We start from the raw sequence: 13547 nt of genomic DNA, 5'->3' as shown, positions 1-13547 counted from the left end.
AACAGCCTCGCGCGGGGGCACCCCCATCGCCCCCGCTCGGGGTCGGCTGGAAGGCGCCGTCGGCCTATGCCGGCCTGATCCACAAGACACCCCCTCGGCGTCAGAGCGTTTCCCCGCCTTCGGACGCGGCCCCGGCCACGAAGCGCTCGTGCGGGGTCCGCGACCGGTGCCGCGGGGTGGTGCGCCGGGGCGGTCGTGTCAGCGTGATCTGCCGGACCAGCTGCTGGAAGCAGGCCAGCGCCGCGACACCCGGCAAGGCGGCCGTCGCCGTGGCCGCGATGGTCCGCGGCGCCTGCACCACGCAGAGCAGCACCGCGACGGAGGAGAACAGCAGGACGACGAACCACGAGTGGACGGCACGACGCTGGTGCAGGGCCGCACGCAGGATGGACAGCGACCCCGCCATCCAGGGGCCGTAGACCAGCACGGGCCACCAGGCGTCGGCGCCTTCCCGGCCGTGCGCGGTGATGACGAGCAACGGCTCGTAGGTGGCCACGCCGCTGAAGACGCTCACCATCGACACGATGACCGCGCCCAGCGCGGCGAGTACACAGCTGGCGATGCGCAGACCGCCCGGCCGTCTGCGGGGCGTGGGCCGGCGATGGCCCCGGCGGGACGAACGCACCGGCGGCAGTTCGGCGGTGATGTCCTGCAGCTGCCGCATCGGGCTGCCGGGCGCGGGAGCGGTGACCGGCGCCTCGTCCCTGGGCGGCGGCACCGTCTTCGCGTATTCCTCCTGGCCGGCCTTCTGCAGCAGATAGGCGAGTTCCTCGGCCGGGTCCCAGCTCGGGTCCGGCGCCGCCTCGTCGAAATCGTCCAGGTAATCGGTGGTGCCGTGCCACATACGGCCGTAGCGTTCGTCACTCATGAGTACGACAGTGCGCAGGCCCATCGACCGGCGAGATCGGATTCGGCTTGACGGACATCGGTGAGGAAATTCTGCAGCAGTGGATCAGTGACCTGCAGTACGACAGGCACACCGTTCTTGCTGAGGATGCCCGGGGTGTAGACGTACGGCCCCACCGTCACCCCGTAGAGGCCGGGCGCCTTGCCAGGATCGCTTGCATTCGCCATGCCCCGACTAACGGCGGCTCTTTTCACTTGGATGCGCGGCGATCGGGTGAATGGCCGCGCGGAAAAACGCTTTGAATTACCGCGCGGATTCATACAAGATTCGCCCGGATATTCAGACTGGATACGAAGTCGTATTGCCTGCGGTCCACCCTGCGCGGGGCCGTGCAGCGCGGACGCGCACGGCCCCACGGCACCGGCTCAGGCCGCCGTCGTGCGCGCCTGGTCCAGGTGCCTCGCGGCGAAGTCCAGCTCCAGCCGGACCTGCTTGATCCGCTCGTCCACCACCAGGGATCCGTGCCCCGCGTCATAGCGGTACACCTCGTGGACGGCGCCGCGGGACTCCAGCCGCTTGACGTAGTTCTCGATCTGGCGGATGGGACAGCGGGGGTCGTTCACACCGGCGGAGATGTAGACGGGAGCCTTGACCCGGTCGACGTAGGTGAGCGGGGAGGAGGCCTCGAAGCGGTCGGGGACCTCCTCGGGGGTGCCGCCCAGAAGGGTGCGGTCCATGGCCTTCAGGGCTTCCATCTCGTCGTGGTACGCGGTGACGTAGTCGGCGACCGGGACGACGGCGATGCCCAGGGTCCAGTCGTCCGGCTGGGTGCCGATGCCGAGCAGGGTGAGGTAGCCGCCCCAGGAGGCGCCGGTGAGGATCAGCCGGGAGGGGTCGGCGAGGCCGGAGGAGACGGCCCACTCGCGGACCGCGGCCACGTCCTCCAGCTCGATCAGGCCGACCCGGTGCTTGAGCGCGTCCGTCCACGCCCGGCCGTAACCCGTGGAGCCCCGGTAGTTGATCCTGACCACCGCGTAGCCGTGGTCCACCCAGGCGGCCGGGCCCGCGGCGAAGGAGTCGCTGTCGTGCCAGGTCGGCCCGCCGTGCAGGTCGAAGACCGTGGGCAGGGGTCCGGTCGCGCCGGCCGGCTTCTGGACAAGGGCGTGGATACGGCCGCCGGGCCCCTCGACCCACACGTCCTCCACGGGGACCGAGCCCGGGCTCTTCAGGCCGGGCGGGTTCAGGACCACCCGACCCGTCGTCGAACGGACCGACGAGGGCTCGGCGGCCGACGACCACAGGTATTCCACGCTGCCGTCGGGGCGGGCCGTCGCGCCGGACACCGTACCCGGCGGGGTGGGGATCCTCGTCAGCTCGCGGCTGCCCAGGTCGTACCGGAACAGCTCGCTGCGGGCCTCGAAGCCGTGGGCGATGAGCAGCGCCGAGCCGTCCGGGTACCAGTCCGCGCTCACGTCGCCCGGCAGGTCCAGGGCCAGGTCCGTCTCCTCGCCCGTGACGACGTCCCAGACCATGGGCTCCCACCGGCCGCGCCGCTGATGCCCGATGAGCAGCCGCGGATCGGCCTCGCGCGGGGCGAAGCCCAGCACCTCCAGCCCCAGCTCCTCGGCGCCGCCCTTGGTGTCGTCCAGTTCCGCGACCGTCGTGCCGTCCGGGCGCAGCACGCGCAGCGCCGAGTGCATCGCGTCACCGTGCTCGGTGTGCTCGATGGCGATGAGGGAGCCGTCGTGGGAGAGGTCACCGACCCCCGCCGACTCCCGGTGCCGGTACAGCTCGAAGGGCTTCTCACCCTCGCGTGCCACGTGGATCGTCGAGCCCTCGTCGTCCGTGGAGCGGCCCACGACCGCCGTACGGCCGTCCCGGGACAGGGCCAGACCGGCCGGATAGGAGGGCTCCAGGCCGGGGGTGGCCGGTTCGTCCGCGCCGCCCGTGAAGGGCTGGCGGCGCCACACGCCGAACTCGTCGCCGTCCTTGTCGTCGAACCACCAGATCCAGGCGCCGTCCGGGGAGAGCACGCCGTCCGTCGTGCCGTTCGGCCGGGACGTCACCTGGCGCTGCTCCCCCGTCACCCGGTCCCAGGCGTACAGCTCGTACGTGCCCGTCGCGTTCGACACGAACAGGGACCGGTCGGGCGCGTCCTCCGCCCAGTCGGGCAGTGACACCCGCGGCGCCCGAAAGCGCTTCACCCAGTCCGGCATGTTGCTCTCACTCTGTGCCCCAGTCATGCGCCCATACTGCCCGTCGCCGCCGGCAAATAGCTGGCGAGAGTGCGCAGCCTGTGGACAACTTTTGCGATCATGCGCGCACGCAAGGCCCCTGGGGCCGGGGGCGCGGCGGCGTCGCCGTACCGTTGAGGGCGTGTACCGGTTTCTGCTGACACCCCGCTGGTGGGGCATCAACGTGTTCGTGCTGCTCGCCATCCCGTTCTGCGTCTTCATGGGGTCCTGGCAGCTGAGCCGGTTCGAGGCGCGGGTGCAGGACCACCACGACGCCGCCGAGCGGGCCGTGTCCGACCGGAAGGAGGCGGCCCGGCCACTGGCCGAGCTGCTGCCGGTGGACCAGGACACCTCGGGCAGGCAGGTCACCGCGACCGGCCGGTACGGCAAGCAGCTCCTCGTCCCCGACCGCGAGCTGGACGGAAAGCGCGGCTACTACGTGCTGACCCTGCTGCGCACCGGCTCCGGCAGGGCGCTGCCGGTGGTGCGCGGGTGGCTGCCCGGCACGGCGGCCCCGGACAGGGCGCCCGCCCCGCCGTCCGGGGAGGTCACCGTCACCGGGGCGTTGCAGGCCTCCGAGACGCCCGGGGACAACGGCGTCAGCGCGGCGGGCGGACTGCCGGCCGGGCAGACGGCGGCGATCAGCTCCGCCTCGCTGGTGAACCTGGTGCCGTACCGGGTGTACGACGCCTGGGTCACCCTCGACAAGGGCGACTCGGGGATGAAGGCGGTACCGGCGACGGCGCCCGCGGGGTCGGGGCTCGACCTGAAGGCGTTCCAGAACCTCGGCTACACCGGGGAGTGGTTCGTCTTCGCGGGGTTCGTCGTCTTCATGTGGTTCCGCCTGCTGCGCCGCGAGGTCGAGTTCGCGCGGGACGCCGCGCTGGGCCTGGTGCCGGAGGGGGAGACCGCGGGGGTGTGACCCGGGTCCAGGGGGCGGAACCCCCTGGTGGCTAAGAACCGGACAGCAGCCCCGTCCAGTACACCGTGCCGGCGCAGGCGTTGGGTACCGTCACCGATGCCGTCGGGGAGCCGCCCTCCGCGGTGTGGGTCACCACGACGCTCCCGTCCGCCGTGCCGTCCGCGGTGAAGAGCTGGGTGGTGGTGCCGGATGACGTCGCACCCGCGGTGTCCGTCGAGCCGGTCGCACCGGGATCCTGGCTGGTGCTCGGGTCGGGGCTGGGCGTGCCGGGGCCCGTGCCGCCGGTGTCCGTGCCGCCGCCGGTCGTGGGGCACGTCTCGGAGGGGACGAAGGCGAACTTCTCCTCGTAGGCCGCGCCGGGGGTTAGGACCAGCCCGGACACCTCCGTCGACGGGGCGGGCAGGCCCGCCGCCGGGTCGCCGGCGACGTGCCGGGCCGCGCTGATCTTGGCCGGGTCCGCGGCGCCCTGCGCGAGCGGGCTGACGCTGCCCGGGCCGCCGACGGTACAGCTGGTGGAGGAGACGTTGACGACGCGGAAGGTGCCGTAGACGACACCGGTCGTGTCCGGCGCGCCGGCGGTCCCCGTGGCCGAGCCCAGCTGGGCCGCCGTGCACACCGAGGGGCCCGCGACGACGCTGGCGGAGGGGTTGGCGCCGCCGGTCGCGCCGGTGCCGCCGCCCGGCGTCCTGCTCCGGCCGGTCTCCTTGGTGCCCTCCTTGCCCTTGCCCTTGCTCCTGCCGCTGGAGCCGCCCGCGCTGCTGGCCCCGCCGTCCGGGTTCTTGCCCGAGTCGCCGCCCTGCGCCTCGGAGGCCTGGCCGGCCGGGGAGGTGTTGGGGTCGGAGCCGGTGGCGTGGGACACGTGCAGCAGGGCCGGGACGGCGGTGCCGACGAACAGGACCGCCGCCGCCATGCCGACCACGGCCTGCCGCTTGCGGGCCCGCCGGGCGGGCACCGCACGGCGCAGATGGTCCAGCGTGCCGTCGCGCGGCTCGATGTCCTCGACGGCCGAGTGCAGTAGTCGGCGCAGGTCCAGCTCGTCCGGCTCGGGCCCGTCGGGACCCAGGTCGTCGGGGCCGTGGTTCACAGTTCCGTTCCCAGCGTGCGTTGGCGTGTGCTCTTGCTCTTGCTGCTTCGTCGGTTCGTGCCAGGCATAGGGCTCGTGGCGGTCGTGGGAGCCGCCCCCCTCGGCGCGGTCGCTCATGATGCCGCCGCCTCCATGGACACCCGGAGGGCCGCTATGCCGCGCGAGCCGTACGCCTTCACCGACCCCAGGGATATCCCGAGCGTCTCGGCGACCTGGGCTTCCGTCATGTCGGCGAAGTAGCGCAGCACGAGGACCTCGCGCTGGCGGCGCTGCAGGCCCTTCATCGCCTTGATGAGGTCACGGCGCTCCAGCGAGTCGTACGCGCCCTCCTCCGCGCTCGCCATGTCCGGCATCGGCTTGGACAGCAGCTTCAGGCCGAGGATGCGGCGGCGCAGCGCGGAGCGGGAGAGGTTCACCACCGTCTGGCGCAGGTAGGCGAGGGTCTTCTCGGGGTCCCGGACGCGCTTGCGGGCCGAGTGGACGCGGATGAAGGCCTCCTGGACGACGTCCTCGCAGGAGGCGGTGTCGTCGAGGAGCAGCGCCGCCAGTCCCAGCAGCGAGCGGTAGTGCGCCCGGTAGGTCTCGGTGAGGTGGTCGACGGTGGTACCGGCCGCCACGGTGTCCTCGGCGCCGTCGCGCTGGGCGGGTACGCCGCCGTCGCGCTGGGCGGGCACGCCGTCGCGCTGGTTCGGTATGCGGGTGGGCCGCGCTGCGGGCATGGGCGCGATCACCGGCATGCCGCCGGGCGTGCCGGGCATGCGGGGGCGGAACGTCGCGCGGGGCCGAAGGGCCGTGCCGCGGGTCGCCGCGCTGAAGTCGAGTACCTCTGCCACGCCTGTTGGACACGTTTCCCCGCGTGGGGGTTGTACGTGCCGCACGTCACTTTCGCGCCGAGTGACGCCGCTGACGGCGGCATCGCGACCGGCCGTACATCCGACGGTGCCTGAAGTGCCGTCATGCGTCCCGCTCTTCCCTTGTATCCCATATGAACGGACGTCCCCACGCCCTGATCACGGCGTCCCCACGCCAGGACCATGCGCCCCCACGCCCCGTAAGGGTGACCGCAAAGACGCTCCCCGCCCTCCGCGCGGTTGCGGAGAGCGGGGAGAAGAATCTTCGAACGCCGAGGGGGTTCGGTTCAAGTGGTCCGGACCACAGTACGGAGCCGTACTCGTCACACGGATCCTACAGATGGGCGCGCTCCCACCCTCTGCTTCCTCAGCGCGATGTGGGCATCACGACAGTTCCGCAGCCACCAGCTCGGCGATCTGCGCGGTGTTGAGCGCGGCACCCTTGCGCAGGTTGTCCCCGCACACGAAGAGTTCGAGCGCGGTGGGGTCGTCCAGCGCCCGCCGCACCCGCCCGACCCAGGTCGGGTCGGTGCCCACCACGTCGGCGGGCGTGGGGAACTCACCGGCGGCCGGGTCGTCGCACAGCACCACACCCGGCGCCGTGGCGAGGATCTCGCGGGCGCCGTCGACGGTGACCTCGCCCTGGAACCGGGCATGGACGGTGAGCGAGTGGGTGGTGACGACCGGGACGCGCACACAGGTCACGGCGACCGGCAGCCTCGGCAGTCCGAGGATCTTGCGGGACTCGTCCCGCACCTTCATCTCCTCCGACGACCAGCCGTCCTCGCGCAGCGACCCGGCCCACGGCACGACGTTCAGCGCGACCGGCTCCGGGAACGGCCCGGTGTTGTCGCCCACGGCCCGCCGCACATCACCCGGGCTGGTCCCGAGCTCCGTACCCGCGACCAGGGACAGCTGCGTCCGCAGCGCCTCCACACCGGCCCGCCCGGCCCCGCTCACCGCCTGGTACGAGGACACCACCAGCTCGCGCAGCCCGAACTCGGCGTGCAGCGCGCCCAGGGCGACGATCATCGACAGGGTCGTGCAGTTGGGGTTGGCGACGATGCCGCGCGGCCGGTGCCGGGCGCAGTGCGGATTGACCTCGGGGACGACCAGGGGCACGTCCGGGTCCATCCGGAACGCGCCGGAGTTGTCCACCACCACCGCGCCCTTGGCGGCGGCGATCGGCGCCCACCGTGCGGAGACCTCGTCGGGGACGTCGAACATGGCGACGTCGACCCCGTCGAAGGCCTCCTCCGTCAGGGCGACCACCTCGACCTCCTCGCCGCGCACGGCCAGCTTGCGGCCGGCCGAGCGCGGCGAGGCGACGAGGCGGATCTCGCCCCAGACGTCGGCGCGCTGGGAGAGGATCTGGAGCATGACCGTGCCGACAGCCCCGGTCGCTCCCACGACCGCGAGCGTCGGTCCGCCGGTCATCGCCCGGTGCCTCCGTAGACGACGGCCTCGTCGCTGTCGGAGTCGAGCCCGAAGGCGCTGTGCACCGCGCGCACCGCCTCCGGCACGTCGTCGGCACGGGTGACGACCGAGATACGGATCTCGGAGGTCGAGATCAGCTCGATGTTCACCCCCGCGTCGGACAGCGCCTCGAAGAAGGAGGCGGTGACGCCCGGGTTGGTCTTCATGCCCGCGCCGACCAGGGAGATCTTGCCGATCTGGTCGTCGTAGCGCAGCGAGTCGAAGCCGATGCCGGACTTGTTCTTCTCCAGCGCGTCGATGGCCTTGCGGCCCTCGGTCTTCGGCAGCGTGAAGGAGATGTCCGTCAGACCGGTGGCCGCGGCGGACACGTTCTGTACCACCATGTCGATGTTGATCTCGGCGTCGGCGATCGCGCGGAAGATCGAGGCGGCCTCGCCCGGCTTGTCCGGCACGCCGACGACCGTGACCTTGGCCTCGGAGGTGTCGTGCGCGACACCGGAGATGATGGCCTGCTCCACCTTCTTGTCCCCTTGCTCGATCGGCTCGCTGCTGACCCACGTGCCCTGCAGCCCGCTGAAGGAGGAGCGGACGTGGATCGGGATGTTGTAACGGCGCGCGTACTCCACACAACGGTGGAGGAGCACCTTGGAGCCGGAGGCCGCGAGCTCCAGCATGTCCTCGAAGGAGATCCAGTCGATCTTCTTCGCCTTCTTCACCACGCGCGGGTCCGCGGTGAACACGCCGTCGACGTCGGTGTAGATCTCGCAGACCTCGGCGTCGAGGGCGGCCGCGAGGGCCACCGCCGTGGTGTCGGAGCCGCCACGACCCAGGGTCGTGATGTCCTTCTTGTCCTGGCTGACGCCCTGGAACCCGGCCACGATGGCGATGTTGCCCTCGTCCAGCGCGGTGCGGATCCGGCCCGGCGTGACGTCGATGATCCGGGCCTTGTTGTGGACCGAGTCGGTGATGACACCTGCCTGGCTGCCGGTGAACGACTGGGCCTCGTGCCCCAGTTTCTTGATCGCCATGGCCAGCAGGGCCATGGAGATCCGCTCTCCGGCGGTCAGCAGCATGTCGAACTCGCGCCCGGCAGGCATCGGAGACACCTGCTCGGCGAGATCGATCAGCTCGTCCGTCGTGTCGCCCATCGCGGAGACCACGACAACCACCTGGTTGCCGTTCTTCTTGGCTTCCACGATCCGCTTGGCGACGCGCTTGATGCCCTCGGCATCGGCTACGGAGGAGCCTCCGTACTTCTGCACGACAAGGCCCACGTGCGCTCCTCGCTCCGGTATGTACTCGGTCGGCTCAGTCTAACGAGCGCCCACTTTTCCCCTCTGCGGTATCGCATCGTGAGATGTCGGCGGCCCGTCCGGAACAGCACATGCCCAGCCCGGGCCGCCCCACTCGGAAAGTGCCAGGGCTCACAGTCGCACCGGGACGGCGCCCGCGCCGGCTACACCGCGCCCCGGCCGGGGCGCACCCCCAGCGGCTCCCCGATCTCCTCCGCCATGACCCGGCCCGCCTCGAACTCCAGGGCCTCGTCGCCGAGGTCCTGGTCGGTGTCGAGGCCGTCGAGTTCCTCCAGGGGCTGGTTCAGGCGGACGTGGGCGACCAGGGACTGCAGGGCCCGCAGCGTCGCCGAGGCGGTGCCGCCCCAGTTGGAGAAGTAGGAGAACTGCCACCACCACAGGGCCTCCGTGGTGCGGCCGGCCCGGTAGTGGGCCATGCCGTGGCGCAGGTCGGTGATGACGTCGGCCAGGTCGTCGGAGATCCGGGCGGGCACCCGCGCCTTGCGGGGCTCGTACGGGTCGAAGACCTCGGAGTAGACGTCGATCGGCTCCAGGAGGCGGGCGAGGTTCTCCCGGAGCTCGTCCACGTCGGCCTCCGGGCCCAGGTCCGGCTCGTAGCGCTCGTCGGGGACGATGTCCTCGTGGGCGCCCAGCCGGCCGCCGGCCAGCATGAGCTGGGAGACCTCCAGGAGGAGGAAGGGGACGGCCGAGTCCGGTTCGTCGCCCTTGGCCACCTCCGTGACGGCCACCAGGAAACTCTCCACCTGGTCCGCGATCTGGACCGCGAAGTCGTCCGGGTTCCGCGTCGAGTCGTGCAGCGTGGCGTCAGACATCTAGGAGTCGTCTCCCCTCGAAGGCACGGCCGAGGGTGACCTCGTCCGCGTATTCCAGGTCCCCACCCACCGGCAGGCCGCTGGCCAGCCGGGTGACCTTCAGACCCATGGGCTTGATCATGCGGGCAAGGTACGTCGCCGTCGCCTCGCCCTCGAGATTGGGGTCGGTGGCCAGGATCAGCTCGGTGACCGTACCGTCCGCCAGGCGGGCCAGCAGCTCCCTGATCCGCAGGTCGTCGGGGCCGACGCCCTCGATCGGGCTGATCGCGCCGCCGAGCACGTGGTAGCGGCCGCGGAACTCCCGGGTCCGCTCGATCGCGACGACGTCCTTGGGCTCCTCCACGACGCAGATCACCGCCGGGTCCCGGCGGGCGTCACGGCAGATGCCGCACAGCTCCTCCTGCGCGACGTTGCCGCACGTCGCGCAGAAGCGGACCTTCGCCTTCACCTCGAGGAGCGCCTGCGCGAGCCGCCGTACGTCCGTGGGCTCCGCCTGCAGGATGTGGAAGGCGATCCGCTGCGCGCTCTTGGGACCGACGCCGGGCAGCCGCCCCAGCTCGTCGATGAGATCCTGGACCACGCCTTCGTACAACGGACTGCCCTTCCTGGAGTCTTACGGTACGTACCGTAGTTGGCCGCGCCGGGTCTTAGAAAGGCAGACCCGGAATGCCGCTGCCACCGCCCAGACCCTGGGCCAGCGGACCGAGCTTCTGCTGCTGCAGCGTCTGCGCGTTCTCGTTGGCCGCGTGCACGGCCGCGACGATCAGGTCGGCGAGAGTCTCGGTGTCCTCCGGGTCCACGGCCTTCGGGTCGATCTTCAGCGCGCGCAGCTCGCCGGCACCGGTCACCGTGGCCCTCACCAGCCCGCCGCCCGCCTGCCCGTCGACCTCCGTGGCCGCGAGTTCCTCCTGCGCCTTCGCCAGATCCTGCTGCATCTTCTGGGCCTGCTGGAGCAGCTGCTGCATGTTGGGCTGGCCACCACCGGGTATCACGATCAGCTCCTGGTCTCGTCGTTTCCTCCGTGTGCACGAGCCTACGTGGTCAACTCGCCCATCGCCCCAGCACTCTTTCGAGTGACATTTGCGGCAGCCCTATACCTGATCAAGGCCCCCTTACGGGCGGAAAAGCGACGGAAGCCGCACCGCCGCCACCCGTTGGGCGGTAGGAAGGGTTCCGCGCATCGGCATCCGCTATCACGCAGCGTGACGAACGGGATCGGTGGGCCGGAATCGGTGGGTCGGGGTCGGTCGTCGGGATCAGTCGGTCGGAATCAGTAGGGAGTGCCGGGTGGGTCAGCCGGAGATGCAGCCCGAGGGTCCGCCTCAGGACGGGCGGGGCGAGGGGGCGGCCGGGCTGCGGCCGGGCGATCTGACCGGGCGGCCGTTCCCGCTCGGGGACTGGGGAGAGCCGGCGGAGCGGCTCGACGAGCTGTACCGGTGGGTGGAGCGGGGCGCGCTGGACACGGCTGCCTGGTACCTCGAGGACCGGGTGTGGAAACGGCGCGGCGCACGGATGCTCCGGGGCGGAGCGGCGGCCGGGACGGTGTGCGGGGCCGCGCTGCCCCTGCTGGACATCACCGGGGCGGTCGGCGGGATCGCTCCCTGGGGGTACCTCGCGTTCATGCTCGCGGTGGCGTGCGTCGCCGTGGACCGGTGCTTCGGGGTCACGTCCGGATGGATAAGGGACGTGGCCACCGCGCAGGCCGTGCAGCGGCGGCTGCAGGTGCTCCAGTTCGACTGGGCGTCGGAGAGCGTGCGGGAGGTGCTCGGGCCGGCGGAGGGCACGGCCGCGGAGGCCACCGAGCGGTGCCTCGGGGTGCTGCGGAAGTTCTCCGAGGACGTGACCGAGCTGGTGCGGGCTGAGACCGCCGGCTGGATGGTGGAGTTCCGGACCGGCCCGACACCGCTGGGGATCCAGACCGCCGCGGCCGCCTCGGGACCACGGCCGGACACCGCGTCCCCCACGGGCCGCTTCCCCGTCCCGCCCGCCACGGCCCGCCCGAACATGCCGCGCCAGCGGCCCCCGGAACCCCGCTGAGCCCGCCGGACGTCCGGCGGGCTATTCCCTGGTGTAGGTCAGGCTGTCCCCGCTGCCCCGCATGTCGCGGCGCAGCCGGCCGTCGGGCAGCAGCGTGACCTCGCTCGCGTCGCCCGGCTTGCACGTCGGACTCGGCCCCCCGACCGTGACGTCGGACGGGCCGATCTCCAGCGGCCCGTCACTGCCCGGCTGCCGGTCGAGGTCCGCCTCGAAGACGCAGTGATAGGTGCCGCCGTCCCTGGTGGGGCCGTCGGCGACCAGGGTGAGGACCGTGTCCCCCACCTCGCCCTGCCGGAGCGTCAGTTCGCGGGTGTGGTGGCCGAGGCCGTTGTCGATCGACGAGGACCAGGTGCCCAGGTACGGGCCCGGGATCGGGCCGTCCGACGCCGAGGCCGAGGCCGACGCCGACGGGGACTCCGGCTCCGTGGTGGCCGGGGTGGGCCCCGGGGTGGTGGGCGCTCCGGTGGCGCTCGGTGACGGGCTGACCGTGCCCGCGTCGGTGTCGTCGCCGCCGCCCTTCATGAGCGCGTACACCGAGCCTCCCGCGGCGAGCGCGACGACCAGCGCGACCACTACGAGCACCGCGGTGGACCGCCCGTTGCCGCGCGGCGGCTGCGGTCCCACACCGACGGGCGGCGGGCCGTACGGCGGGGTCGCACCGTAGCCGGCGTACGGGTTGTACGGCGCCTGGGCACCGGGCTGTTGCGGATGGCCGTAGGCGGCGGGCTGCGGATGCTGCTGGGGATAGCCGTACACGGGGTGCGGCGCGGGGGTGCCGGGCGGGGGCGTCTGCCCGGCGACCATGGTGGGGAGGTGGTTCAGCGGCACGCCGCCGCCCTGCTGCCCCTGCGGGCGCGGGTCTCCGGGCGGGGGCGGCATCGAGGTTTCGTCGGAGGCGGGGGCGTGCTCCGGGGAGGCGACCGGTACGGCGGGGGCGGGCACCGGCGGCTGCGCCCGGTCCGCCCCGGGACCGGTTCCGGCCGTCCCCGCCGTCCCCTCCGGGTCCTCCGTGTCCAGCAGCCGCACCGCGTGCCGCCCCAGCTGGGCGACGAGCGCCCCCGGCAGCCAGGGGTCGAGGGAACGGCCCCCGGAGACCGTGTCCTCCGCGCCGGTGCGTTCCAGGATCGTGTCCAGCGTCGGGCGTGCGGCCGGGTCCTTGCGCAGGCAGTCGCGGACGAGGTCGGCGATGCCCTCGGGGACGCCCTCGAGGCCGGGTTCCTCCTGGGCGATGCGGAACATCACCGCGTGCGCTCCGGTGCCCGCCGTTCCGAAGGGCAGCGCGCCGGTCGCGGCGTAGGCGAGCACCGAGCCGAGGCAGAAGACGTCGCAGGCGGGCGTGATCCGGTCGCCGCGCACCTGCTCGGGCGCCATGAACCCGGGCGAGCCGACCAGCGAGCCGGTGCGGGTGAGTCCGTCCCCGGCCAGGGTCTCCAGCGCCCGCGCGATGCCGAAGTCGATGACGCGCGGCCCGTCGATGGTGACCAGCACGTTGGACGGCTTGAGGTCGCGGTGGACGATCCCGGCGGCGTGGATGTCCTTCAGCGCGTGCGCGAGCCCGGCCGCGAGGATCCGCACCGACCGCTCGGGCAGCGCGCCGTGGTCGTGGCCGACGACCTGCTCCAGGCTGGGCCCGGCCACGTACCCGGTGGCCACCCAGGGCACGGCCGCCTCGGTGTCCGCGTCCAGTACCGGCGCCGTCCAGTGACCGCCGACCCGCCGCGCCGCCTGCACCTCCTGCCGGAACCGGGCCCGGAACTCCTCCTGCCGGGCGAGTTCCTCACGCACCAGCTTCACGGCGACCGTACGGCCCCGCTCCGACCGGGCGAGATACACCTGCCCCATGCCGCCCGCACCCAGCCGCGCCAGCAGCCGATACGCCCCGATCCGATGCGGTTCCCCCGGCCTCAGCTTCTCCATCGCCGCGCCGCCTCCCCCGATAGGCCCGAAATCTGCGCATGTGCAACAGAGCGAGAATAGTGCGGCCCTGATCGCCGCCGCACCGAGCGGCAT

Annotated in this window: 13 protein-coding genes; 2 read left to right on the top strand and 11 right to left on the bottom strand. The window is 72.3% G+C overall.

Annotation, left to right across the window (positions count from 1 at the left end):
* Positions 1-100 precede the first annotated feature (100 nt).
* The 3 genes from ACWC21_RS37850 to ACWC21_RS37840 form a co-directional block, all read right to left on the bottom strand.
* Complete coding sequence (locus tag ACWC21_RS37850) at positions 101-868, bottom strand: hypothetical protein (RefSeq protein ID WP_450888848.1); 768 nt, start codon at positions 866-868, stop codon at positions 101-103.
* Complete coding sequence (locus ACWC21_RS37845; protein ID WP_450888846.1) at positions 865-1074, bottom strand: hypothetical protein; 210 nt, start codon at positions 1072-1074, stop codon at positions 865-867. Before ACWC21_RS37845 ends, ACWC21_RS37850 begins: the two co-directional genes overlap by 4 nt.
* A gap of 198 nt (positions 1075-1272) precedes the next feature.
* On the bottom strand, positions 1273-3090 hold the full coding sequence (locus ACWC21_RS37840; protein WP_450888845.1) for a prolyl oligopeptidase family serine peptidase: 1818 nt from the start codon (positions 3088-3090) through the stop codon (positions 1273-1275).
* A gap of 133 nt (positions 3091-3223) precedes the next feature.
* Between ACWC21_RS37840 and ACWC21_RS37835 the strand changes: the two genes are divergently transcribed.
* Positions 3224-4003 (top strand): SURF1 family protein, encoded by a 780-nt coding sequence (locus tag ACWC21_RS37835; RefSeq protein WP_450888843.1) that lies wholly within the window; start codon positions 3224-3226, stop codon positions 4001-4003.
* 31 nt (positions 4004-4034) lie between these two features.
* Here ACWC21_RS37835 and ACWC21_RS37830 read toward each other — a convergent pair whose 3' ends face one another.
* The 7 genes from ACWC21_RS37830 to ACWC21_RS37800 form a co-directional block, all read right to left on the bottom strand.
* Positions 4035-5087, bottom strand: a complete 1053-nt coding sequence (locus ACWC21_RS37830) for a hypothetical protein (protein ID WP_450888841.1) — start codon at positions 5085-5087, stop codon at positions 4035-4037.
* Positions 5088-5200: 113 nt separating this feature from the next.
* The gene (locus ACWC21_RS37825; RefSeq protein ID WP_450888840.1) at positions 5201-5920 is read right to left on the bottom strand and encodes a SigE family RNA polymerase sigma factor; all 720 of its coding nucleotides are present in this window, start codon (positions 5918-5920) and stop codon (positions 5201-5203) included.
* Between the two features lie 402 nt (positions 5921-6322).
* Entirely contained in the window at positions 6323-7375 is a 1053-nt protein-coding gene (locus ACWC21_RS37820) for an aspartate-semialdehyde dehydrogenase (protein ID WP_450888838.1), read from the bottom strand.
* A complete protein-coding gene (locus ACWC21_RS37815) occupies positions 7372-8649 on the bottom strand; it encodes an aspartate kinase (protein ID WP_450888836.1) in 1278 nt (425 codons plus the stop codon). The genes ACWC21_RS37820 and ACWC21_RS37815 overlap by 4 nt, the downstream gene beginning before the upstream one ends.
* Positions 8650-8831: 182 nt before the next feature.
* A complete protein-coding gene (locus ACWC21_RS37810) occupies positions 8832-9500 on the bottom strand; it encodes a DUF5063 domain-containing protein (RefSeq protein ID WP_450888835.1) in 669 nt (222 codons plus the stop codon).
* Complete coding sequence (gene recR / locus ACWC21_RS37805; RefSeq protein WP_132856910.1) at positions 9493-10092, bottom strand: recombination mediator RecR; 600 nt, start codon at positions 10090-10092, stop codon at positions 9493-9495. Before recR ends, ACWC21_RS37810 begins: the two co-directional genes overlap by 8 nt.
* Positions 10093-10147: 55 nt before the next feature.
* Complete coding sequence (locus tag ACWC21_RS37800) at positions 10148-10492, bottom strand: YbaB/EbfC family nucleoid-associated protein (protein ID WP_389143725.1); 345 nt, start codon at positions 10490-10492, stop codon at positions 10148-10150.
* Between the two features lie 295 nt (positions 10493-10787).
* Here ACWC21_RS37800 and ACWC21_RS37795 point away from each other — a divergent pair, with 295 nt between their 5' ends.
* Entirely contained in the window at positions 10788-11537 is a 750-nt protein-coding gene (locus ACWC21_RS37795) for an SLATT domain-containing protein (protein ID WP_450888833.1), read from the top strand.
* A 21-nt stretch (positions 11538-11558) separates the two neighbouring features.
* On the opposite strand, the gene ACWC21_RS37790 is transcribed toward ACWC21_RS37795, so the two are convergent.
* On the bottom strand, positions 11559-13454 hold the full coding sequence (locus ACWC21_RS37790; protein WP_450888832.1) for a serine/threonine-protein kinase: 1896 nt from the start codon (positions 13452-13454) through the stop codon (positions 11559-11561).
* Between the last annotated feature and the right edge of the window lie 93 nt (positions 13455-13547).

The sequence above is a fragment of the Streptomyces sp. NPDC001348 genome (assembly GCF_053597535.1).
The sequence above is the reverse complement of the archived record's forward strand: the minus strand, read 5'-3'. Positions and strand labels throughout refer to the sequence as shown.

Excerpts from the sequence above, each read along its gene's own strand:
- ACWC21_RS37790 (WP_450888832.1), bottom strand. The coding sequence starts at position 13,454 with ATGGAGAAGCTGAGGCCGGGGGAACCGCATCGGATCGGGGCGTATCGG.
- ACWC21_RS37840 (WP_450888845.1), bottom strand. The coding sequence starts at position 3,090 with ATGACTGGGGCACAGAGTGAGAGCAACATGCCGGACTGGGTGAAGCGC.
- ACWC21_RS37810 (WP_450888835.1), bottom strand. The coding sequence starts at position 9,500 with ATGTCTGACGCCACGCTGCACGACTCGACGCGGAACCCGGACGACTTC.
- ACWC21_RS37820 (WP_450888838.1), bottom strand. The coding sequence starts at position 7,375 with ATGACCGGCGGACCGACGCTCGCGGTCGTGGGAGCGACCGGGGCTGTC.
- ACWC21_RS37850 (WP_450888848.1), bottom strand. The coding sequence starts at position 868 with ATGAGTGACGAACGCTACGGCCGTATGTGGCACGGCACCACCGATTAC.
- ACWC21_RS37845 (WP_450888846.1), bottom strand. The coding sequence starts at position 1,074 with ATGGCGAATGCAAGCGATCCTGGCAAGGCGCCCGGCCTCTACGGGGTG.